Origin of the sequence: Pseudobutyrivibrio xylanivorans DSM 14809, assembly GCF_900141825.1 — a bacterium.
GTDB classification, from domain to species: Bacteria; Bacillota; Clostridia; order Lachnospirales; family Lachnospiraceae; genus Pseudobutyrivibrio; species Pseudobutyrivibrio xylanivorans.
The window spans coordinates 285,620-308,171 of record NZ_FQYQ01000001.1 but is presented as its reverse complement, the minus strand read 5'-3'; the positions used below and the strand labels follow the sequence as shown (position 1 = coordinate 308,171).

General features: G+C 38.7%; 18 protein-coding genes and 1 pseudogene. 4 read left to right on the top strand and 15 right to left on the bottom strand.

Going from position 1 to position 22,552, the window contains the following annotated elements; translation table 11 throughout:
* Positions 1 to 8: 8 nt before the first annotated feature.
* The 6 genes and pseudogenes from BUA88_RS01385 to BUA88_RS01360 all read right to left on the bottom strand — a co-directional run bounded on the left by BUA88_RS01385 (position 9) and on the right by BUA88_RS01360 (position 8,382).
* Complete coding sequence (locus BUA88_RS01385; protein WP_072911367.1) at positions 9 to 2,060, bottom strand: methyl-accepting chemotaxis protein; 2,052 nt, start codon at positions 2,058 to 2,060, stop codon at positions 9 to 11.
* A gap of 195 nt (positions 2,061 to 2,255) precedes the next feature.
* The gene (locus tag BUA88_RS01380) at positions 2,256 to 3,131 is read right to left on the bottom strand and encodes a MetQ/NlpA family ABC transporter substrate-binding protein (protein WP_072911364.1); all 876 of its coding nucleotides are present in this window, start codon (positions 3,129 to 3,131) and stop codon (positions 2,256 to 2,258) included.
* Positions 3,132 to 3,177: 46 nt separating this feature from the next.
* Positions 3,178 to 3,837 (bottom strand): methionine ABC transporter permease, encoded by a 660-nt coding sequence (locus BUA88_RS01375; RefSeq protein ID WP_072911362.1) that lies wholly within the window; start codon positions 3,835 to 3,837, stop codon positions 3,178 to 3,180.
* A gap of 94 nt (positions 3,838 to 3,931) precedes the next feature.
* Positions 3,932 to 4,621, bottom strand: a pseudogene (locus BUA88_RS01370) (methionine ABC transporter ATP-binding protein); the annotation flags it as partial.
* Positions 4,622 to 4,986: 365 nt separating this feature from the next.
* Positions 4,987 to 7,035 carry a methyl-accepting chemotaxis protein gene (locus BUA88_RS01365; RefSeq protein ID WP_072911356.1) on the bottom strand — a complete coding sequence of 683 codons (2,049 nt, stop codon included), beginning with the start codon at positions 7,033 to 7,035 and terminating at the stop codon, positions 4,987 to 4,989.
* Between the two features lie 141 nt (positions 7,036 to 7,176).
* A complete protein-coding gene (locus BUA88_RS01360) occupies positions 7,177 to 8,382 on the bottom strand; it encodes a histidine kinase N-terminal 7TM domain-containing diguanylate cyclase (protein WP_072911353.1) in 1,206 nt (401 codons plus the stop codon).
* A gap of 309 nt (positions 8,383 to 8,691) precedes the next feature.
* Here BUA88_RS01360 and BUA88_RS15980 point away from each other — a divergent pair, with 309 nt between their 5' ends.
* Positions 8,692 to 9,861 (top strand): glycoside hydrolase family 25 protein, encoded by a 1,170-nt coding sequence (locus tag BUA88_RS15980; RefSeq protein ID WP_072911350.1) that lies wholly within the window; start codon positions 8,692 to 8,694, stop codon positions 9,859 to 9,861.
* A 1-nt stretch (position 9,862) separates the two neighbouring features.
* On the opposite strand, the gene BUA88_RS01350 is transcribed toward BUA88_RS15980, so the two are convergent.
* Genes BUA88_RS01350 through BUA88_RS01325 form a run of 6 tightly spaced genes read right to left on the bottom strand, consistent with a single transcriptional unit; the run spans position 9,863 to position 16,741 of the window.
* Complete coding sequence (locus BUA88_RS01350; RefSeq protein ID WP_072911347.1) at positions 9,863 to 10,645, bottom strand: AAC(3) family N-acetyltransferase; 783 nt, start codon at positions 10,643 to 10,645, stop codon at positions 9,863 to 9,865.
* Between the two features lie 21 nt (positions 10,646 to 10,666).
* The gene (locus BUA88_RS01345; protein ID WP_200798833.1) at positions 10,667 to 11,506 is read right to left on the bottom strand and encodes a sugar ABC transporter permease; all 840 of its coding nucleotides are present in this window, start codon (positions 11,504 to 11,506) and stop codon (positions 10,667 to 10,669) included.
* Positions 11,503 to 12,822 (bottom strand): carbohydrate ABC transporter permease, encoded by a 1,320-nt coding sequence (locus tag BUA88_RS01340; protein ID WP_072911344.1) that lies wholly within the window; start codon positions 12,820 to 12,822, stop codon positions 11,503 to 11,505. The genes BUA88_RS01345 and BUA88_RS01340 overlap by 4 nt, the downstream gene beginning before the upstream one ends.
* An 11-nt stretch (positions 12,823 to 12,833) precedes the next feature.
* Positions 12,834 to 14,291 carry a sugar ABC transporter substrate-binding protein gene (locus BUA88_RS01335; protein ID WP_072911341.1) on the bottom strand — a complete coding sequence of 486 codons (1,458 nt, stop codon included), beginning with the start codon at positions 14,289 to 14,291 and terminating at the stop codon, positions 12,834 to 12,836.
* Positions 14,292 to 14,303: 12 nt separating this feature from the next.
* Entirely contained in the window at positions 14,304 to 15,935 is a 1,632-nt protein-coding gene (locus BUA88_RS01330; RefSeq protein WP_072911338.1) for a glycoside hydrolase family 13 protein, read from the bottom strand.
* A gap of 11 nt (positions 15,936 to 15,946) precedes the next feature.
* Positions 15,947 to 16,741, bottom strand: a complete 795-nt coding sequence (locus BUA88_RS01325) for an InlB B-repeat-containing protein (RefSeq protein ID WP_072911336.1) — start codon at positions 16,739 to 16,741, stop codon at positions 15,947 to 15,949.
* 154 nt (positions 16,742 to 16,895) lie between these two features.
* On the opposite strand from BUA88_RS01325, the gene BUA88_RS16430 reads away from it, so the two are divergent.
* The 3 genes from BUA88_RS16430 to BUA88_RS01310 all read left to right on the top strand — a co-directional run bounded on the left by BUA88_RS16430 (position 16,896) and on the right by BUA88_RS01310 (position 19,889).
* Positions 16,896 to 17,696 (top strand): LacI family DNA-binding transcriptional regulator, encoded by an 801-nt coding sequence (locus BUA88_RS16430; RefSeq protein ID WP_143151380.1) that lies wholly within the window; start codon positions 16,896 to 16,898, stop codon positions 17,694 to 17,696.
* Between the two features lie 167 nt (positions 17,697 to 17,863).
* Positions 17,864 to 19,228 carry a TrkH family potassium uptake protein gene (locus BUA88_RS01315; protein ID WP_072911333.1) on the top strand — a complete coding sequence of 455 codons (1,365 nt, stop codon included), beginning with the start codon at positions 17,864 to 17,866 and terminating at the stop codon, positions 19,226 to 19,228.
* 10 nt (positions 19,229 to 19,238) lie between these two features.
* Positions 19,239 to 19,889, top strand: a complete 651-nt coding sequence (locus BUA88_RS01310; protein ID WP_242939557.1) for a potassium channel family protein — start codon at positions 19,239 to 19,241, stop codon at positions 19,887 to 19,889.
* Between the two features lie 584 nt (positions 19,890 to 20,473).
* On the opposite strand, the gene BUA88_RS01305 is transcribed toward BUA88_RS01310, so the two are convergent.
* Genes BUA88_RS01305 through BUA88_RS01295 form a run of 3 tightly spaced genes read right to left on the bottom strand, consistent with a single transcriptional unit; the run spans position 20,474 to position 22,528 of the window.
* Positions 20,474 to 21,214: an amino acid ABC transporter ATP-binding protein gene (locus BUA88_RS01305; protein WP_072911327.1), complete on the bottom strand. Its 741-nt coding sequence runs from the start codon at positions 21,212 to 21,214 to the stop codon at positions 20,474 to 20,476.
* Positions 21,214 to 21,888, bottom strand: coding sequence for an amino acid ABC transporter permease (locus BUA88_RS01300; protein WP_072911324.1), 675 nt, complete (start codon positions 21,886 to 21,888; stop codon positions 21,214 to 21,216). The genes BUA88_RS01305 and BUA88_RS01300 overlap by 1 nt, the downstream gene beginning before the upstream one ends.
* Entirely contained in the window at positions 21,869 to 22,528 is a 660-nt protein-coding gene (locus BUA88_RS01295; RefSeq protein ID WP_072911321.1) for an amino acid ABC transporter permease, read from the bottom strand. The genes BUA88_RS01300 and BUA88_RS01295 overlap by 20 nt, the downstream gene beginning before the upstream one ends.
* Positions 22,529 to 22,552: the final 24 nt, after the last annotated feature.

The following is a 22,552-nucleotide window of genomic DNA, read 5'->3' as shown; positions in this document are numbered from 1 at the left end:
CATATGTTTTATTCAGTATCATCTTTAAAGAAGGAAATCTCTTCATTAAGTTTAACAGCAATATCCTTCAAATCGTCAGCGGAAGCTGCAAGTGTTGAAACTGTAGCTGAAAGCTCCTGAACAGAAGCTCCTGTTGTCTCTGAAGATGCTGCATTCTCTTCTGAAATAGCTGAAAGAGATGACATTGCATCTGATACGATATCATTAGAAGATACACATGTCTCAGCACCACCTGCAATCTCCTTAACACCATCAACAGTACCATTGATGTCTTCAAGCATTCCGTTAACAGATTCCAAAGTTCCTCCGATAGCTTCCTGCTGCTCTAGGTTACCCTGCTTAACAAGGTTAGCTGCTGCAACCGCAGCCTCAGACTGCTTCAAAAGAATATCCATCTGAGTTCTGATGTCCTGAGCCATGCTGTCTGAATCATCAGCAAGCTTTCTAATTTCCTCAGCAACGACTGCGAAGCCCTTACCGGCCTCACCAGCACGTGCTGCCTCGATACTTGCATTAAGTGAAAGGAGATTTGTCTGAGATGCAATTCCTGAAATACCCTCTACGCTCTCGTTAATGCTTGTAACAGCATCTTTTGTAGCGGAAATTGTTTTAGCAATCTCTTCAATCTTCTCTGTCATGTCACTACTTGAATCCTGAAGATTAAGAAGTGACTTGCTTGAAGCCTGTGAAGCTTCCTTCATCTTGCCTGCAAGAGTTTCCATATTATCTGTAGATGTCTGTACACCAGTTACAGCATCTGTAATCTTTCCAACATTCTCCGCTGCTTCCTGAATCTCCTCAGCCTGCTGAACAGCGCCTGTTGCAATCTCCTGTACTGCATTTGCTACAGTATCTGTTGTGGCAGCAATCTGATTTGCCATATCTGCCAAATCCTCAGAAGATGTTGTAACAGTAGCTGCTGAATGTTTAATTGAATTTACTATATCGCCTAATCTATCAATAACGGAGTTTGTACTACGAACTATTTCGCCAAATTCATCCTTACGCTTTTCATGGCCATCAATCTTTTTGAAACGACCGTCTGCCAACTGAGTGATGGTTGCAGTAACTGCAAGAATAGGTCTAGTAAAGCTTGTTGCAATAAGAAGAGAAATAACTACTGCAATTACAAGTAATATGATTCCTATAAATACAGTCATCATAGCTGATTTGATAGCAGCTGACATGATTTCTGCATTAGTCTTTGATGCTGCTACAACATATCCTGTCATTGGTTCTCGTACCCAGGACATATATGTAAGCCCTGATTCGAATTCTGATTCAATAACACCACTGCTTTCACTAGAGCCAACAAATCCATATGAGCTCAAATCATATTCATCCTCAGGAGTAATTTCGAACTGAGCATGTGCTACCATCATGCCTGCACGGTCAGCAATAAAACCATCAGAAATATTTGCAGCAAGGAATTCATGTAATCTATTCAAATCATAGCTTCGCTGAATAGTGCCTATAACCTGAGTTTTTGCCTCGTTATATACGGGAACACAGATAATCATGATACGGTTTCCAGCCTTCTTACTTACCTGAACATTAGAGATTGCAGGCTTTCCAGTTGAAACAGCCTCCTGGAAATATTCTCTATCAGAAATATTAGCATTCTCTTTCCTGTCAGTTCTAAGCATCTGATCACCATCAGCCTTAGTAAAGATAACGCTTTTATTTCCATCATTTATAAAATCATTTATCGCATCCATATGTGCAAGCATTACTTCATCTGGCACTGGCTGATTCTCTGTATGATAGTTTTCAAGATAATTAATCGAACTAGGTGCAGTGGCAAATGATTGGAGAGCTGCAGTATTTTGCACAACAATTTCTGCAAACTCTGTCTCTACCATTCTTGCGGTCATATTCAATAATTCTAAAGCATCATCCTTAGACTTAGATGTAGAGTTGTTATAGCTTATTATAATTGCTATAAGCAAAGGAACCGCTACAAGCAATGCCATTATACATATAAGCTTAGTCTTAATACTGTCTTTAAAAGCAATACCTGACTTAGCTGACTTATTAGCCTTCTCTTCTTTCTTTCCCATAGTACACTCCTCATACAAAATCAACAGGTTACTATTAATAACTAAGTGAATTATAGGGCAAAAATATGAAGAAACGGTTAAACAACATAATTGTTCACAATTTGTTTTAATATAATACATAAAAAAAGGGCCGGCAAAGCCGACCCTAAGAGGATTAATTAAAAATGTCAATTTCTTATTTTGTTCTTAATAATACTAGAATGGAACTACTGCTCCATCGTATGTATCGTTAATAAACTTCTGAACGTCATCAGACTTAAGAACTTCTACTAAAGCCTTAATTCCGTCATTGTTCTCGTTGCCCTCAGCAACTGCAATGATATTAACGTATGTCTTTGCCGCCTCTGAATCAGAAGCCTCATATGCGATAGAATCCTTAGCTACCGAGAAGCCTGCCTCAAGAGCATAGTTACCATTTAATACTACGAATGCAACCTCGTCCTTTACTCGTGCAACCTGTGCTGCCTCAAGCTCCTGAAACTCAATGTTCTTAGGATTCTCTGTAATGTCGTTGATTGTAGCTGTAAGACCTGCACCTTCCTTAAGTGTAAGAAGTCCGTTGTCCTGAAGAAGAAGAAGTGCTCTAGCCTCGTTTGTTGTATCATTTGGGATAGCGATTACATCACCATCAGCAACATCATCGAGAGATGCCTTTGTACCTGGGTAAATTCCGAATGGCTCATAGTGGATATCACCTGCATCTACGATATGTGTACCCTGCTCCTCGTTGAAGCTGTCAAGATAAGGTACATGCTGGAAATAGTTTGCATCAAACTCACCAGACTCTACTACAAGGTTTGGCTGTACATAATCATCAAATACTGTAACATCAAGCTTGTATCCCTTTGCTTCAAGAAGAGGTGCTGCATACTCTAAAATTTCTGCATGAGGTGTAGCTGAAGCTGCTACCTTGATTGTTGTAAGCTCGCCAGTTGCTTTATCTGCAGCTTCCTCTGTTGTAGCCTCTGCTGGCTCTGCAGCTGTCTCCTCTGTGTTTGCGCTACCGCAGCCTGTAAGTGCTGCTACTGCAAATGTTGTTGTTAAAATTCCTGCCAATAATTTCTTTTTCATAGTTCTTTCTCCTTTATTGTGTAATGTTAATTGTGTCCTGTTTCATTTAAATTTTATGGTTAAGCTTTCTTGCTATAAACATTCCAGTGTTCTGGAAAATCTGGAACAATGCAATAAGCAAGATAACTGTAACAATCATGATATCTGCCTGATATCGATAGTATCCGTAGCGGATTGCGATGTCGCCAAGTCCGCCACCGCCTATGGTGCCTGCCATTGCTGAATATCCAAGGACAGTACCAAGGGCTATTGTCGCGTTGGTGATAAGTGAGGTTCTGGCCTCTACTAATAAAACCTTAAAAACTATCTGGGTGTTTGAAGCTCCCATTGCCTTTGCTGCTTCAATAACACCCTCATCCACTTCCTTAAGTGAAGACTCCACCATTCTTGCTATGTATGGTGCTGCACTGATTACAAGTGGAACAATTGTAGCTGTTGTGCCATAAGACTTTCCAACCACAAGTCTTGTAAATGGTATCAATAATATAAGAAGAATTAAAAATGGTACAGATCGTACAACATTTGAAATCGCATCTAAAATCTTATAAAGCACTGGATTTGGCTTTAAGCCATTCTTGTCTGAAATTGTAAGTAGTACTCCCATTGGAAGTCCCAATATATATCCAAAGAATGTAGAAACTATACTCATGTATACTGTTCCAACAATTCCCTCTAATATCATGTTAATTGTTGTGCTATCCCACATAGTTTCTTACCTCCTTAATGCCAGCTTTCTCGAACTCTTTATTCTTCAGCTCATTTTCTTTATTCAACCAAAAGAATTTATCCTCTGGAAGTTCAACATCCTCAAGTCTTCCACTATCAATCAGCTGTCCTTCTTCTAAAACTGCTACCTTGTTACAGATAGCCTTAACAACTGACATCTGATGAGTGATAAGAACTATCGTAATTCCGTATTCCTTATTAATCTCCTTAAGAAGTGTAAGTATTGATGCTGTAGTCTGTGGGTCAAGTGCACTTGTTGCCTCGTCACAAAGAAGAATCTTTGGATCTGCTGCAAGGGCTCTTGCAATAGCAACTCTCTGCTGCTGTCCTCCAGAAAGCTGTGATGGATAAGATTTTGCCTTATCCTCAAGTCCTACTTTTGAAAGTAGCTCAAATGCCTTTTCTCTTGCTTCCTTCTTTTTAACCCCCTGTAAAACAAGTGGAAAAATAATGTTATCAATAACATTCTTCTGCTGAAGTAAGTTGAAGTGCTGGAATATCATTGCAATATCCTGTCGCTGAGTTCTAAGCTCTTTTTCATTAAGCTGTCCAAGCTCCTTACCTTCTACGATTACCCGACCGCTTGTAGGCTTCTCCAAGTAGTTTATACATCGAATCAAAGTACTTTTTCCTGCTCCAGACATTCCTATGATTCCAAAGATGTCTCCCTTATCAACAGTGATGTTGATGTCTCTGAGAGCATCTACCCTTGTATCCTTGTCTATGAAGCTTTTACAAAGATTCTTAATTTCTATCTCATGCATCTTTTATCTCTCCTCATATCTATAAATGGCAATAAAAAAACCATTGCCAGGCTTTTGACTCCCAGGCAATGGCTCAATCAAATCTCAGTGATTTAATCCGTAACAGGCGCAAGACAAAAAGCCATCGCGCCAGGGCCATAATCAGCTGCCTGGGAGATAAGCATTCGACGCATGCACATGTACATCCCTGTAAAGCTATTTTGCTTTTTCATTTTGTCTTGCTCCTTTCTTAAATGATGGGTTAACTATACCACTGTTTTCATTGATATGTGAAATAGATAAAAATAATAGCTGGTTATAAATTGAATTTATAGCTAAAAAGCTAGGGCATAACGCCCTAGCCATAGCATTTAATATGAATACTCTTATTCTGTATCATCCTTGAAGAATGAAATCTCTTCGTTAAGCTTAACAGCTATCTCCTTCAGGTCGTCTGCTGAATTTGCAAGACTTGAAACTGTAGCTGAAAGCTCTTGCACAGAAGCTCCTGTAGTTTCTGAAGATGCAGCGTTCTCTTCCGAAATTGCTGAAAGTGATGACATGGCATCAGAAACAATATCATTAGAAGATACACAAGTCTCAGCACCACCAGCGATTTCCTTAACACCATCAACAGTACCATTAATATCATCAAGCATACCGTTTACAGATTCAAGTGTTCCACCGATAGCTTCCTGCTGCTCTAAGTTGCCCTGCTTTACAAGATTAGCTGCTGCAACTGCTGCCTCAGACTGCTTTAACAGAATATCCATCTGGGTTCTAATATCCTGTGCCATGCTATCTGAATCATCAGCAAGCTTTCTGATTTCCTCAGCAACTACTGCGAAGCCCTTACCTGCCTCACCAGCACGAGCAGCCTCTATAGAAGCATTAAGTGAAAGAAGATTTGTCTGAGATGCAATTCCAGAAATACCTTCTACACTTTCATTGATGCTTGTAACAGCATCCTTAGTAGCAGAAATTGTTCTTGCGATTTCCTCAATCTTAGCAGTCATATCGCTACTAGAATCCTGAAGATTAAGCAGTGACTTGCTGGAGGTCTGTGAAGCATCCTTCATCTTGCCTGCAAGACTTTCCATATTTTCAGTGGATGACTGAACACCTGTTACAGCGTCTGTAATCTTTCCAACATTCTCAGCTGCTTGCTGGATTTCCTCAGCCTGCTGAACAGCACCTGTGGCAATTTCCTGTACCGCATTTGCAACAGTATCTGTTGTGGCAGCAATCTGGTTTGCCATATCTGCTAAATCCTCAGATGAAGTAGTTACTGTAGTAGCAGACTGTTTTATAGCGGTAACAATATTATCTAACTTATCAATAACCGAATTTGTACTACGAACTATCTCGCCAAACTCGTCCTTTCGACCTGTATAGCCATTAATCTTTTTAAATCGTCCGTCTGCAAGCTCTGTAATTGTATTTGTAACAGCAAGGATTGGATTAGTAAAGCTTGTTGCCATAAAAAGAGATATAATAACAGCAACTACCAGAAGAATTATTCCTATAATAACTACAGTTATGGCTGCTTTATTTGCCTCTGCTGTAATTGCACTCTCCTGTTCCGCCACAATAACAGAATATCCTGTAATAGGCTCTTTTACCCATGCATTATATGTATTGGCACCGCTGAAAGCCTGCTCAAACATACCACTTGATTCAGAAGATGTTACACTCTCGATGCCGCTCATATCATACTCTTCATCAGGGCCAATATCAAACTGAGCATGTGCAGCCATGATACCATTCTGATCCACGATATAACCGTCACTTATATTGGCTGCCAAAAACTCATGAAGAACTGATAAATCTATACTCCTCTGGCACTCGCCAATAACCTCGCCACTCTCACTAAAAATAGGTACAGCAATAATGGCTACTCTTGCTCCTGAAGATTTACTAACTATTACACCTGAAACTGCAGGCTTTCCTGTAGATGTTGCTCTCTGGAAGAATTCACGATCAGCTATATTTACACAGTCTCCACCATCAGTTCTCAGAATCTGCTGACCTGACGCCAAAGTTAATACTACGCTATCGTTTCCATCATTAATTATTGTATTAATTTGAGCCATATGTGCCTGAATTACTGCATCTGGAATATTGCTTCCATCAGTACCATAATATTCCATATAATCCATAGTACTTGGAGATGTAGCGAACATCTGTAGAGAATCAACATTTTCTCTTATAATCTGTTCATATTCCTTTTCAACATACTCAGACGTTGTCTCAAGCAATTCCAAAGCATCTTTTTTTGCCTTATTAGATGATGACAAATAACTAATAAAGATGGCGACAATCAAAGGAACTGCCACAAGTAAAGCCATAATAACTATAAGTTTGGTCTTTACACTATCCTTTGGATTAATACCTGACTGAGTATTGGCACTCTTAGGTTTTGGTTTCTTTGCCATGTTCCCTCTCCTTTACTGAAAAGCAGCCCCACTGCACACCACAAGAGAATTATACGACAAATTTATGAATAATTGGTTAAAATTCTGATAATTTTACTAAAAAGGGACTCCACTAATGGAATCCCTTCTATCTAGCCTATGCTATCTACCTACTGACTTAATATTTTTCAATTTCTGATTAAAATCCATCCTTCTCCTGTGTTGAACTTCTTTATCTTTATAAAGTAATTCATCCGCTTCATTGAATACCTGCTCATAGGTCATTTTTGATGAGGTACATGTATATGCTCCCACACTAAAAGAAAGAGCGTAAGATAGTTCATTGTTTTTATGAAGAACATCCTCAAGTTTTTCTCTCACATCTGTAGCAATACGTTCCTCTCTGCATGCCACTACAAATTCATCTCCACCCCATCTTGCTACAATGGCGTCACTGCCTTTAAAAACCTCTTTAAGGGAATCTGAAAATACAATTAGAGCCCTGTCGCCCTCATCATGTCCAAAAATATCATTAATACTCTTAAAATAATCAAGATCCACCATGATAACTGTAAGTGGATTTTCCTCACCGCAGTTTATCAATTCATTATGTATGTACTCTGTAATACGTCTTCTGTTATTAAGCTTAGTCAAAGCATCAGTATATATCTGAGAATCCTGTAGCTCCACAAACAGCTTGATAACAACAGGTATTACGCAAAGCTCTATCGCCGGAAGATTTAGCAAAAATCCTATAAGCATTCCGCTGATTGTAAAGAAAATGATAAACAGAATTTGGCTACCATATTTCTTCTTTTCCAGTCTATTCTTTGCTCGTCGTCTATTTCTAATGGAAATAATAGTAGCGGAAATCAGATATACATAGTCTAGGAATAAGATAAATGACAACATTGGGTAGAACACAACCATTCCATCTACTATGTCATAAACCAAAACATGAAGTGGTGTAAAAAGCAAAATTACAACAATAGCAAGCGGAAGCAAGAAAAGAATGTCAAACAATCTGAACTTTTTTATTTGCTTTGATTTTACTTTGGGATCGATGTTTGATGAAACGTGGATGAACCAAAAGTAACAGGCGAGAGACATAACCCCAAAACCAATTGCTACTATAAAAAGTACAATTGGTCTTGGGAACATTGTGTAAAATCCATCTCCAATAAGCAGACGTATGTCCACAAGGGCATATATCATAAATGACACAAGCATCCCCTTAAAGGACATTACCTCTCTCTTATTACCTATACTCTCATTAGTTTTGGCGAAAATTATATTCAATGATACAAGGCAAACTGCAAGAATCAAAAGTATAAAAGGTTTAATCTGTGACTCCAACTGAATCGCCATAATCATGCCTCCATGACAAATCACACAACGCTCATGGTAGCATTTTATCAAGAATATATTTAAGAAATGTGACGATAATAGTATAGGTTTTTGATTTTCCTCAGAAAATCAAGAACCGGACATGGACCAATATTTTCTGAAAGAAAATATTGCTTGGCAAAGCCAAGTTCTTGTGGGCTTTTTCCTTAAGTAGCCCACAAGAAGTCAATTTTTTTTATCATCATGCCCCATATGTGTTATCATTGTAGACATGTTTGATAGACACAAAGTTATTAAGTTGTGATTTATCTATTGTTATTGGAGGATATTGTGAAAAGTTATAAAGATCTTAATCATAAAGAAAAAATTGCCATTGGTGAGAAGCGCCGAAAAATGCGAGTGTTAAAGCGCAGACTTCTTATCGGAGGCGTTTCTGTGGGAGTTATCTCGCTAGCTGTAGGCGGCTTCGTTTTCGCCCAGAAGCTCTCCACTGATATGGAAGAAGAAGAAATCATCGCGTATGAACAGCCAGAGCCGGAGCCTGTCGAGGCAGAGCCTACTCCAGAGCCTATAGATTATGGTGATGTAAAAATTGAAGTAGTTGTTAACGATACTGAAGAAGAAAAAGCTAAAGAGCTGGAAAAAAAGAAAGCTGAAGAAGCTAAAAAAGCCGAAGAAGTCAAAAAAGCCGAGGAGGCTAAGAAAGCTGAAGAAGCAAAAAAGGCCGAGGAGCTAAAGAAGGCTGAAGAGCTGAAAAAGGCCGAGGAAGAAAAGAAGGCTGAAGAAGAGAAAAAAAAGGCTGAACAGGAAGCTCTTGAAAAAGCCGAACAAGAAAAGGCTGCTGCAGAGGCGGCTAAGGCTCAGGGGCCAAGTGGTAAAAAGGTAATAGATGTATCTGTATTTCAGGGCTCTATTGACTGGGCACAGGTAGCTGCATCCGGTGTTGATAGTGCTATCATTCGTGTGGGACTCAGAAAATCTACCACCGGAGAAATCCTGGAAGACGGAAATGCAAAAGCCAACTTACAGGGAGCCATTAACAACGGCTTAAAGGTAGGCGCCTACTTCTTCTCTACTGCTACTACTCAGGAGGAAGCCATTGAAGAGGCCAACTGGGTAGCTGATTATATTTCAGGATATTCTATTTCCCTTCCAGTTGTTTACAACTGTGAGAACTATGAAAAGCCAAGCAGTAGACAATATACCCTCACAAAGGATGAGCGTAGCAATATAGCCATGGCATTTCTCGCTCAGGTGCAGAGTCGTGGATATACACCAATGTTCTACGCTTCAAAATATGAACTTGTAAATAATAATAAATGGAATATTTCTCAGATTGAACAGAGCTATATGGTATGGCTTGCCTGGTATAGCAAAGACCTCTCCACATTAGAAACAGGCCCTAGCTACAGTGGAAAATGCTCAATGTGGCAATACACAGATAAAGCAACAATTCCAGGTGCGCCAAAGCCTGTTGACATGTCAGTAGCTTACTTTTAATCTACTTTCTATTTTTCTCAATCCAAGTGACTGAAAAATCTACTAGGTCTCGCTGAGTCATACATTTTAGCTCGGCGTTTCCTAGTTTTTCTTTTTTTACGGCATGCTGTTTTTCAAAAGCTTTGCCTATCTCAACAAAGTCCTCTCCATCCACGAACAGAGTCTCATAAGCTTTCCACACACGCTTACCATCTTCAACCACGGCACTGTGTTCTATGGTATTATGCTTACTCTTATACTCTGCCCTGGCATCTGCTAAGTGAATAGATGTATTCTTGTCATAGTCCACACCTATTAACAGCACCTTACCATTAAGCTTATAAAGCTTTCCTACAGGAGAATCTTCTCCGAAAATATCGCACAGATTGTGATTTTCTGTAAGATATTTAGCATGCTCGCCCCAAGCTGCTACAGATCTTGCCGGGTGGTCACTTCGAAGAGCTCCTGGCCACTGACGGAACATTTCTGCCGTAGCACCCATGGTGTTTGTTGGGGTTATTTTTTTATCATAGGCTGGCCAGTTCTCTCGAATTATATTCCAATACTGCTCGTCCACATCCCAGTGAACTCCAGTATCAGGATCTAAGTTTTTCCAGGACTGGGTAGGCATCATAATTGTACCTTCCTGTCCAACTACTTCTATCAGTGCCTCAATAACAGTCTGAGCACCTCCGCACACATATCCAATCTGACTAAGCGAGGTGTGAACCATAACGGAATCCCCTTTAGTCAGACCAACTTTTTTCACTGCATCTATTATTTCATTTTTCACAACTGGTTTCATAATCATCCCCTGCACACTTGTCTAACCCTTTACGGCTCCTTCTGCTATACCATTTACCATGTTCTTAACAAGGGCAAAATACAAGATTACTATTGGCACAGCAATAAACACACTACCTGCTGCAAATCTGGCGAATTCTGTTTCGTCAAGACTCATTAAACCAACAGCAACGGTGTATAAATCTTTCTCCTTAAGTAAAAGCTTAGGCAAGATAAAATCTGACCAAGGCCATGTAAATGATGTTAAAGCCGTATATACGATAATTGGCTTTGCCAATGGCAAATTTATTTTCCAAAATATCTGAGCAGAATTAGCACCATCTATTTTCGCAGCCTCATCTATAGCCTTTGGAATGGTGTCAAAAAAACCCTTTTGTGTCAGATATCCCATAGGTGCACCTGCAGCATATATTAGGATTAATCCCCAAATCTGATTGATTAATCCGAACTGTGTCATCAGGATGTACACTGCTGTCATCCCCATGAATGATGGAAACATACCGAGAACCATTGTAGTTTTCATCATCGGTTTTCTGGCTCTAAACTCAAATCTGGACATGGTATAAGCAGTAAGTATTGTGAGAAAGGTTCCCAAAATACAGCTTCCTGCTGCAACAAATAAAGTATTAAAGAACCACCTAGGGTAATTGTACATGGTAGTATCGGTAAATAACCTCTTAAAGGTATCTATGCTATAGGCACTTGGAAAAAAGCCTTCAAAAGAATAAATACTTCCTGATTTTGAAAAGGAAGCCAGCACTATCCAAAGACATGGAAAGAAGAATATAAATCCAACAACTATAAGAAGGGCATAAGTCCAGGCTGCGTCAAATATTTTTCCGAAACTATGCTTTTTCATCATTGGAATGTATCCTCCTCTTTATATGATGGTGAATTCACGTAAACAACAAGTGAAATCACTGAAGTGATAATAAAAATTATCAAACTTATTGCTGCACCTATACAGTAATAATTATTATCAATTGAAAGATTGTACAGCCAGTTAATTAATAAATCTGTATCGCTGGCAAGGAAATACCCATCCAGATATAATCCTCCTCTGAGGAAATAGAAAATACCAAAATTATTAAAGTTTCCTATAAACTGACCTAAAAGAACCGGCATGGTAGCAAAAAGCATAAATGGCATTGTCAGCTTTTTAAACTGCTGAAACGGCGTAGCGCCATCTATTCTGGCAGCCTCATATAATGACATATCTCTGTTTGATAAATGCCCTGTTGCCAGAAGCATGATAGATGGAACGCTTATCCAGCAATTAACCAAAAGTCCTATCAGTCTTGCTATCCACTTTGCATCCAAATCCAGGAATCCGATTGGGACACCACCTGCACTTTTTATCATATGATTAATAGGACCGCCATATGAAAACATGAATTTGAATGCTAACAAAGTAATAAATCCCGGTATGGCATAAGCCAAAATTGGGAAAGCTCTAAAAATAGCCTTTCCTTTTACACAGTCTTTATTTAATAAAAGGGCCAGACCTATTCCGGCAAAATAATTAAGTGTTGTGGATACAACTGCCCACAAAATATTCCAGCCCAATATTCTAATAAAGGTAGGAGCAAACTTTGAGAGTGTAAGTATCTTTTTAAAGTTTTCCAAACCGACCCAGTCTACAAGCTCCGGCGGAACAATACTCCCACCATAATTAGTGAATGAAATAAGTACCATAAATATAATTGGAAGAATATTGAAAACACATATTCCAATCACAGGTAAAACTAGTACTGTCACATAGAATTTTCTATCTACGAATTCCTTTAGCTCATCTACAAATCCTTTTGGATTCTTTCCTGAAATTATCGTATTTTCGATATTAATTACATCCTTTATATTTGATACGTATATTCCAATAAAAAGAATTACTACTATCCAGGCGAAAATTCCCATCAGAAGCATTACAACTGAATTATCTCCTGCAATACCAAGCCAAGCATCTGCCTTCTGGGTTCCCAAAGTAAAAAATCCTTTTATATCATTACATCCTCTATGAACCATATAGGAAATAAAGCCTATCTCAAAAAGTAGAAAAATCAATCCCTTGGCAACGCATCCATATAGAATTTGACCGCTTCCCATAATCAGTGCGGAAAGCTTCACTCGCCATGAGCTATTTTTGAAAGCTCCCATGTGATTTTTAAATCCTTCTAACATTATCCTTCCCTCTATTCCAAGGTATATATTGCATCATGAATCTGATTGCTCATATCTGTAAGGCCAGCCTTCATTGAATCCAAATCTTTATATTTCTTCTCAGCCTCACTTCGGAATGCGTCCTTTGCTAAGTCGGTAAAGAATGTCTGTCCTGGTGTCCAAATCTGGCTCACTTCTTTAATGGATGGCATCAATACTATATTTCCCTTATCCAGCTCTTCAAACATATCCTTTGAAAGACCACCTAAATCTGATGCAGCATCCTCTCTTGCAGGGGCTATTCCAAGAGTCTCATTTCTAAGCATAATCATTTCGTAGCTTGTTGCAAAATCAACGAAAGCCAGGCAGGCATTTGGATATTTTGTGTAAGAGCTAATAGCATAGCCATTTACACCGCCCATGGACTTGCTATCCACAAGCTTTGGATTTTCCTCGGTAAGATTTCCACTTTCAGGAAGCTGAGGAAGCCCTGTCATGACAAGATTCTCCTTTGCCTTCTCCTCTGCTTCCTCCTGAGAAGCACCATCTGCTACATATGAATTAACAAGCTCATCATAGAATGTTGAGTATGTATCTGGAGTAGAAAGAGTAGCAAAATAAGTTCCATCAGCAAGCTTACTGTAAGCATTTGTTGTGATAGTATCATCGATACAGTCCTCATTCATTGTGCTGGCAAGCTGGCTTAGTACCCATGCTCCTTTTTCTGATTCTCCTGCTGCAAACCCTATATCCTCAGGATTTGTATTGTTATCTCCAAAAATGTAACCACCATACGAAAATAAGAATCCACTTGAAAAATACACATCAAATAACGACTTCATGTAACCAAACTGCTCTGGATTCTCCTGATGACGCTGAACCGAAAAATCGTACATATTTTTCCAGTCCTCAATCATGTCTGGAACATCATTGGTGTTGTTATCCCAGGTCTCTTTCCAATCCTCGGGAAGCAAATCCTTTCTGTAATAAAGCATTGGAGCTTGAACATTTACTGGAACACCACAGGTGTAATCATTTCCCTCTACAGAAACCTTATATGCCTGCCATGCCGTTTTTGGAATCTTAGAATAGCAATCTAATTCCTCTACTGGCAGTGGTAAAATATGCTTTCCCTGGGCATACTGCATAATCACATCATTTGCCTGATACAAGACATCTGGACCATAACCGTAAGGGCCATCGTTTGCCAAATCCAAATACTGATCCATGTTTGCATCTACGGCTGTTATACCGTACTGCTCATATTCTTTATTAAAGGCTTCTATAAGCTGTTCAAAATACCCCTTTGAAATGGCAGTATCATTTTCAAGAACCTGAATAGTGACATTTTCTTCAAGCTCTCCGCTAAAAATACTATTTGCTGTTGAGCCTTCGCTGGCTGAACCAGAATTATCCCCCTCACTGCCACATCCATTTAGTACACTTAAAGCCATGATTGCTACAAGTGCCATTGCTACTTTTCGTTTCATTTTCTATTCCCCCTATATATCCATCTCTATCGTATATGCGGTAGGACTTGTAATTGCCAAAACAGCCTTCTTTCCATTGAAGCTTCTAACAATCCTAATCGCTCCATCTACATCTTTGATAGAAACATCTCCCCACTGTAAAACAGGATTCTTCTTCAATGCCAGCAGTTCCTTGACTTTGTTCATCAAATCCATATCCCAATGGCTCTTATCCCAGTCAAAACAACGTCTGCAATCAGGATCATATCCACCTTCCATGGCAATTTCAGTTCCATAGTACATACAAGGTGTGCCTGGGAAGAACATGGTAAGCGCTAAAGCAGTCTCAAGCTTCTTCTTATCCTTTCCTATCTCGGTAAAGAAACGTAATGTATCATGGCTATCAAGGAGGTTGAGCATCATATAATTTACCTGCTCCATATTACGCATTAAGATAGAATTCAGATGCCATACTGTCTTTTTCTCATCACATCTTTCTTTTGCAAAATAATCAAGGCACACCTTCGTATATGCGTAATTCATAATGCTATCCTGCTGCTCTCCCATAAGTGCAGGATATGCATCATGCCAGTTTTCACCGATAATTACCGCATCACTCTTTTTAGCCTTAACAGCCTTTCTAAACATACGCCAGAAATCATGGGACACCTCATCTGCCACATCAAGTCTCCAGCCATCAATATCAGCCACATCAATCCAATAAGTAGCGATATCAAGCAAGAATTTCTGTACCCCTGCATTTGCTGTATTAAGCTTAGGCATGTACTCACAATGTGCAAAGCATTCAAAATTTCTCTTTTTCATGTCCAGCTTATCTCCATCTACGATAAACCAGTCATAAAACTCAGAGTCCTTTCCCTTCTTTACCACATCCATGAACTCAGCCATCTTATCGCTACAGTGATTAAACACTGCATCTAAAACAATCTTAATTCCTCGCTTGTGAGCCTCATCTACAAGCTTTACCAAATCCTCTGTAGTACCAAACTGTGGGTCAATTTTCTTGTAATCGACAATGTTATATTTATGATTTGATTCAGATTCAAATATAGGTGTGAGGTAAATACCTGAAATACCTAAATCTTTTATATAATCCAAGCGCTTGATAATACCCTTCAAATCTCCACCTGCATGATTCTTAGGAGTAGGCTTATCTCCCCATTTCATATCAATGTAGGACATGTCCTTGTTCTCATCTCCAATGCAGAATCTATCCACAAATATCTGATAGAACACTGTGCCTGGCATCCAGTCCACCATAGGCATAACATCATTTTCATTAATATATGGAAGCTGGAAGAAATTATAGAAGCATTCTTCATAATTGTAGTCCTTTGTGAGGCCATCTTCACTGAAGTAATACTTCTTTCCATTCTCTTCAAGCTGGAAAATATATACCAATCGAACATCGGTAATATTAAGCTTCACTTCATAAAATGCGTAAAGCTCATCCTCATACTTAAGTGGAACCTCTTCAGTAAATCTTTCCTTTTGGTAATCATATTTAACGCCGTAAATGATTTTTACTTTCAGACCAGCCTCTGCATCTTCTCGCGCAGTTCTGAGTCTGATGACTACCTCCTCCTTTGATAATGGAAAGCAAAATCTCGATTCTGGTATATGTAACAGTGCGTGCTTATTCATCTAAAAACTCCTTATTCTACGAAATTCCAGGTAATCTTGTCATATGGGTTTGAGTTAAAATTCTCTCTTGTTTCCTCTGTATAGTATGGATCTTCCTCGTCGTACACATCTTCACCAGGATAAGTTGTAAGTACAAAGGTATATGTACCTGCAACAGCAACCTCGATATTCGACTTCTCAGCAGGTGTATCTCCCAAGCCTCCCGCATTCTTGAAATATGTAGTACCATCAAACATTCCTGACTCAAGATAACCATAGCCTCTCTGATTTGACCAGCTGGAATCTGTAGCAAACTGGAATTGGTCTCCCTCGTTAAGCTCAAGGGTTATCGTATATACGTTTTCATTTTCCACATCTTCTTTTGTGAACTTCTGGGATTCTCCAATAACCTTTCCCCAGTCTGATTCACTTAAGACATCCGAAGTACCAGAACCTACAATATAAAACTCTCTGGTGTCCTCAGTATAGCTGACAAAACCTGCATACAAAGGAGTATCCTCAGTAATAGCTCTGTCAAAATCAAACTCTCTTGTAAGCTTTGGTGTGGCAAACCAACCAACAAATGTATATCCATCTTTTTTTGGAACGTAGCTTTCCACATTTTCCTTATGGCCTACTGTCTCAGTCTTAAGCACTGTAGAACCATCCGAATCATAAAATGTCACAGTGTGCTCATTATTATCTACCTGAGTAGATGCAGTAATTTCTGTTGTAGACATTTCCTTACTGCTTCCACAACCTGTCATTGTAACCGCATTTACAGTGACACAGGTTAATAGCAAATAAAGGGCAATTTTTCTTTTCATAATAAAATCCTCCAATCCATTTAACCGTTTAAATTGATTTTTAAAAATATAAACAAGCTCTTGATATAGCTTGTTTAATCGTTTAAACTATCTTCATAGTATAATTTTTATTTTTCGATGTCAATAGAGAAAATAAAATTTTCGGAGGAGAAAAATGGCAAGCAAAAAAGTCACCATAAAAGACGTTGCAAGAGAGGCTGGTGTATCAGTAGCAACAGTTTCATATGTGGTCAACGGAAGAACCGATTTAAAGATATCTGATGAAACTAGAAAAAGGGTTTTACAGGTAATCAATCTTCTAAATTACTCTCCTAATCAGGCCGCAAAAGCACTTGCATCAAAGCGTAAAAGCCAGATAGGATTTGCTATCTCTGAGACTCAATCATCCTTAAGGATTGCCGACCAGATGCATGTCATGAAATCTGTTGCCGAATTTATGGGTGACAAAAACTATGATGTATTCTTAATTCCACCATCACGTTTTGAAAACTATGGTCAGGCCGATGCCCTGATTTGCTATGATTTGGATAAAAAGACATTTGCTGCTTTGGGCGATTGCAACTTCGCACCACTTTTAGCTTTGGACTGCTATATTAACGACTCGCTGTTTTTCCAAATCAATACAAATCTCGATCGACTGAAGACTGCCGCTGAAAAGAAATTTAAAGGCACACCTTATCAATATATAATGCTCGAAACAGCCAATACAGAAAAAAAGGAATTTACCAATAACACCTTCGACAGCGTACTTTATGTAAATCAACCATCTGATTTGGAAAAAATTTCCAGTGAAAACATTCTTATTTCCAACATAATTTTACTGGATTTCATCCCTGATAAATACAAAGTATGCTACGAACCAGACATAACCGCTGACAAGCTTGAATTATTATATAAGGCATACGAACAAGCTGCTGAGCGCATTCCTATTGAAAATCATAATTTATGTATATAAAAAGACTCGCACCTCAAAAGACAATTTCACCATTGAATTGAAGTTTCCAATATATTAACTTAGTGTAAATATACATTTACTTTACAATCGTCTTGTAATACTATTTCTTCTTAGTGGTGCTAACGAAAGCACAATATTTACTTGGTAAGATACCACTTGGAGAATTTATGAAAAAGAAACAAATTTCATCAGTCCAATTGATACCGTTAAGCTTTCTCATTGCCATCGTAATGGGAGGGCTTATTTTAATGCTTCCTATTTCATCAGCATCAGGTCATTGGACTAATCCCCTTGTAGCATTGTTCACCTCCACCACATCTACCTGCGTAACAGGTCTTGTGGTTGTGGATACCTTCAGCTACTTCAGTATATTCGGGCAGATAATAATTCTGATTTTGATTCAAATTGGCGGTCTGGGAATCATTACCTTTATTTCTATGATAATGCTTATCACACAAAAGAAATTTTCACTGGGTGACAGAAAAATGCTTCAGGATTCCCTTAATCTTAATACTGATGTAGGAATACTTAAAATATTAATCCGTATTTCAAAGGATGTATTAAAAGTCGAGGCCGTTGGAGCCATTCTGTACTCCATTGTTTTTATTCCTGAATTTGGCGTTACAAAGGGAATCTGGTTTTCAATCTTCCATTCTATATCAGCCTTCTGTAATGCAGGAATCGATATCATTGGCAACAACAGCCTTATGGATTACAAATCTAATCCTTTGGTAATGTGTACCACAATGATTTTAATAATCATGGGTGGTTTAGGTTATGTAGTATGGTTTGATATGTCTGAGAAAATAAAAAAAGGCATTCGAAAGGGCTTCACACCTGTCCAGATTTTCAAGCGCTTTAACGAGCACACAAAGCTGGTTATTACTGTAACACTTGCCCTCATTATCTCCGGAGCACTATTCTTCTTTTTCGCTGAATACAATAATTCCGGAACAATCGGAGATTTTAATCTCTTCGATAAGATAATGAACAGTTTTTTTGAATCCATCACGCTAAGAACCGCAGGCTTCTGCTCTTTCCCACAGGAAAATATGTCAGACTTCTCCTGCGTAATGTGTTACATGCTTATGTTTGTAGGTGGTTCTCCAATCGGTACTGCTGGTGGTGTTAAAACAGTCACCATCTTCCTTGCTTTGTTAAACGTTATTTCATATATCCATGATGACGACCAAAGCATCGTCTTCAACAAGCGTATCACAGAGGAAAGCATGAGAAAGGCAACAGTCATTGTTTCTGTAGCCACCTTTACAATCATCGTACTGACACTTGCCCTTATAGTCACAAATCCAATCAACATCGAAGACGGATTATATGAGGTAATAAGTGCATCTGCCACCGTTGGTTTATCCAGAGGTCTTACCTCTCAGTTAAACACAGTTGGCAGAATCATAATTATCATAGCCATGTACTTAGGAAGAATCGGTCCAATTTCCCTTGCAATTTTCTTTGCAGGAAGAGGACATCATAAAAGTAAATGCAGATACACCGAAGGGGATTTCTTCGTAGGATAAGGAGATAAAAATGAAAAAGACAATAGCAGTTTTAGGATTAGGAAAATATGGCATCAGTCTTGCAAAAAGCATGTATGAAATGGGTGCTGATGTTTTGGTTGTAGACAACGACCCAGATAAGCTTAAGGATATGGATGGTTATTGCACAGCTTCTGTGTGTGCAGACCTTACCAATGAGGACGAGGTGGAGATGCTTGGCCTTAAAAATATGGATATCGTGGCTGTTGCCATGGCAGGTAATCTTTCAGCCAGCATCATGTCTGTAGCCGTTGCAAAGGAATTAAAGGTACCTCTTATCGTAGCGAAAAGCTCTTCAGACAGAATGACCTCCATCCTTAAAAAGATTGGTGCCGACAAGGTTATCGTTCCTGAGGAGTACGGCGGAGAACAGTCAGCAAGAATCCTTGCCTCAGATACATTCTTAGACTACTTCAAGGTTGATGAAAACCTTTGTATGGTTGAAATGCTTCCTCTTCCAAAATGGGTTGGAAAAAATATGGTAGAGCTTAACCTTCGTAAAAATTACAAAATCAATGTTATCGCATATATGAATCATGAAACTGGTCATTGGAAAATTCTTGATCCAACAGAACCACTTGATGCAGATAACGAATTACTTATTGTTCTAGAGCGTGATTATCTCCACAGAATTAATAAATAAAATTAAGCCTTCCCCCCAGCAGGTCCCTGCCCCACCGTGGTTTTGGAAAACATCGCAAGAATATTATGTTTTTCATACATGCAAGTTTTCGCATCTTTATTAGCATGTGTCTTTTGCAGGTCTGTACAGTTTTCAAAAATGTTTGTCTGAATGCGGACACTCTTATACTTAAGAAGATATATTTTAAAGAATATTGCAGAATACTTGGGTGATTTTGGAATGAGCTTAGAAAAATAAAAAGCAGGTTTTGCTATGTATAGGCAGCTGCCGCTAGGACGGCGGCAGCAGTGGTCACTTGAAACACGACGTTGAATGTGCCACGGTGACTATACATACAAAACCTGCTTTTGTTATTTTTCTTAGTGAATGTAATATGAACCCAAGTATCTGCAAATATTTTTAAAATATATTTGTTATTTCAATGTGTCCGCTTCAGTCATACATTTTTGAAAAACGGTTCATCCCGCAACAAGACACATGCTGATGCTCAAATTCTTGCATGTTGAAAAACTATAATATTCGCGAAATTGTTTTCCAAAACCACGGTGGGGCAGGGGCCTGCTGGGGTGAGGAAGGCTTGAATATTATTCGTATGAAAATGTTTTTAAAAATTTTTTTGCTCTGTCTGTTTCAGGCTCATTGAAGAAGCCAGCCACATCCTCTGTTTCTTCCACAATATCACCCTTATCTAAAAAAACAATTCTGTCAGCAACAGCCTTTGCAAAGGCCATTTCATGGGTAACTATAAGCATAGTCGAGCCACCTTTTGCAAGTGCAATCATAGTTTCTAATACCTCATGAACCATCTCTGGATCAAGAGCTGCTGTAACCTCATCAAAAAGAATCACCTCCGGATGCATGAGAAGTGCCCTTACAATAGCTACTCTCTGCTTTTGACCACCTGAAAGCTGACGTGGATAGTAATCCTTCTTATCAGAAAGTCCTACCTTATCCAAAAGCTCAAGGGCTTCTCTTACAGCCTCATCCTTTTGGCGCTTCTGCACCTTTGTTGGTGCTAAAATAATATTTTCCAAAACTGTCATATGTGGAAACAGCTCATAGGATTGGAAAACCATTCCTATCTTCTGACGAAGCTTTGTGATATCACGCTTTCCTGCCTCCACTGGCAGACCATCTACAGTGATAACGCCTCCCTGTATATCCTCTAATCCATTTAAACAGCGAAGAAATGTACTCTTACCACATCCTGATGGGCCAATAATTACAACTACCTCGCCCTTTTTAACTGATAAATTGATATCCTTTAAAACTACGTTTGTTCCAAATTCCTTATGTAGATGTGTAACCTTTAATAATTCGCTCATTATGCCCACCTTTTTTCCAAATAAGTAGCAAGCCTGCTAATAGGCCAGCACACTATAAAATATAGTAAAAACACCACCGCAAAAACTCCAAATGCCGCATTAGGCGAAACCTTTCTGTTTGCCTCAATAATCTGTTGTCCCACCTTCAACACTTCCACAATTCCAATCATCATAACAAGTGATGTAGTCTTAATCATTCTTGTAATCAGATTTATCGAAAGTGGAATAAGTCTTCGTATTGTTTGGGGAAGAATAATATATAAATAGGTCTGTATCTTATCCATTCCAAGAGCAAAAGCAGATTCAAACTGAATCTTTGGAACACTCTTTATGGAGCCTCTGACAAGATCTCCCATTTCAGCTGTTCCCCAAAACGTAAATACGAATATTGCAGAGGATTCCGCGGACATGTCCCATCCAAAAACTCTTGTGGTTCCAAAATACACTATGAATAATAAAACCATCTGAGGCATTATTCTGACTGTCTCCAGATATACCTTTAAAATCGCTTTCAATGGCTTGTTATCCACAGTCATTAAAATTCCTATTAACAATCCTAAAACTATGCTAAGAGCCACCGAAATCAAGCTGATTTCAATTGAAACCCATAATCCTTGCAAAAGTCTAAGAAAGTTGGTTCCTTTAAATAAAACATCAATCCCCAAACTGTCCATAACGCAACCTCCTTTCTACAATTGCTCCGATGATAGAAACAGGAAGAAGCATTATCAGATAGAACACAACCAAAAGAAATAAGCATTCTATTGTCTTTGCATACATTCCAATTAAATCCTTGGCAGTAAACATCAAGTCCATAAGACTTATTGTTGAAAATACGGATGTTTCCTTTAGAAGGAATATCACGTTTGCCAAAAGTCCTGGCACGCTTATAGAAATAGCCTGTGGCAAAATAACGTGCCATAGTGTTTGTAAATCATTCATTCCAAGACTAAGGGCACTCTCTGTCTGAATCACAGGAATAGCCTCCAAACCACTTCTAAAGGTTTCAATCATGTACGCTCCGCCAAGCAGTCCTAAGCCAAGTACACCGCAAAGCTCAGCTGTAATTTGTATTCCCACCTTTGGCAATGCAAAATAAATAAAAAATAATTGCACCAAAAGCGGTGTATTTCTAAATAGTTCAATATATACTCCCACTATTGTCTTCAGCACTGGCACTTTAAAATGGAATATGGCAGAGCCTACAAGGCCTATTACAAAGGCCAATAAAATGCCCTGCCATCCAATCTTAAGTGTAAGAAATAGTGCATCCTTATATAGTGGAAGGTATTCAATAAGAATATCCTTATCCATTACTTTAGGTTAATGTTCCTTTCA

Coding starts and splice junctions, on each gene's coding strand:
- BUA88_RS01350 (WP_072911347.1), bottom strand. CDS start 10,645: ATGAAACCAGTTGTGAAAAATGAAATAATAGATGCAGTGAAAAAAGTT.
- BUA88_RS01315 (WP_072911333.1), top strand. CDS start 17,864: ATGAAAAAGAAACAAATTTCATCAGTCCAATTGATACCGTTAAGCTTT.
- BUA88_RS01340 (WP_072911344.1), bottom strand. CDS start 12,822: ATGTTAGAAGGATTTAAAAATCACATGGGAGCTTTCAAAAATAGCTCA.
- BUA88_RS01325 (WP_072911336.1), bottom strand. CDS start 16,741: ATGAAAAGAAAAATTGCCCTTTATTTGCTATTAACCTGTGTCACTGTA.
- BUA88_RS01295 (WP_072911321.1), bottom strand. CDS start 22,528: ATGGATAAGGATATTCTTATTGAATACCTTCCACTATATAAGGATGCA.
- BUA88_RS01365 (WP_072911356.1), bottom strand. CDS start 7,035: ATGGCAAAGAAACCAAAACCTAAGAGTGCCAATACTCAGTCAGGTATT.
- BUA88_RS01345 (WP_200798833.1), bottom strand. CDS start 11,506: ATGATGAAAAAGCATAGTTTCGGAAAAATATTTGACGCAGCCTGGACT.
- BUA88_RS01360 (WP_072911353.1), bottom strand. CDS start 8,382: ATGGCGATTCAGTTGGAGTCACAGATTAAACCTTTTATACTTTTGATT.
- BUA88_RS01375 (WP_072911362.1), bottom strand. CDS start 3,837: ATGTGGGATAGCACAACAATTAACATGATATTAGAGGGAATTGTTGGA.
- BUA88_RS01300 (WP_072911324.1), bottom strand. CDS start 21,888: ATGGACAGTTTGGGGATTGATGTTTTATTTAAAGGAACCAACTTTCTT.
- BUA88_RS16430 (WP_143151380.1), top strand. CDS start 16,896: ATGGCAAGCAAAAAAGTCACCATAAAAGACGTTGCAAGAGAGGCTGGT.
- BUA88_RS01310 (WP_242939557.1), top strand. CDS start 19,239: ATGAAAAAGACAATAGCAGTTTTAGGATTAGGAAAATATGGCATCAGT.
- BUA88_RS01385 (WP_072911367.1), bottom strand. CDS start 2,060: ATGGGAAAGAAAGAAGAGAAGGCTAATAAGTCAGCTAAGTCAGGTATT.
- BUA88_RS01380 (WP_072911364.1), bottom strand. CDS start 3,131: ATGAAAAAGAAATTATTGGCAGGAATTTTAACAACAACATTTGCAGTA.
- BUA88_RS01305 (WP_072911327.1), bottom strand. CDS start 21,214: ATGAGCGAATTATTAAAGGTTACACATCTACATAAGGAATTTGGAACA.
- BUA88_RS01335 (WP_072911341.1), bottom strand. CDS start 14,291: ATGAAACGAAAAGTAGCAATGGCACTTGTAGCAATCATGGCTTTAAGT.
- BUA88_RS01330 (WP_072911338.1), bottom strand. CDS start 15,935: ATGAATAAGCACGCACTGTTACATATACCAGAATCGAGATTTTGCTTT.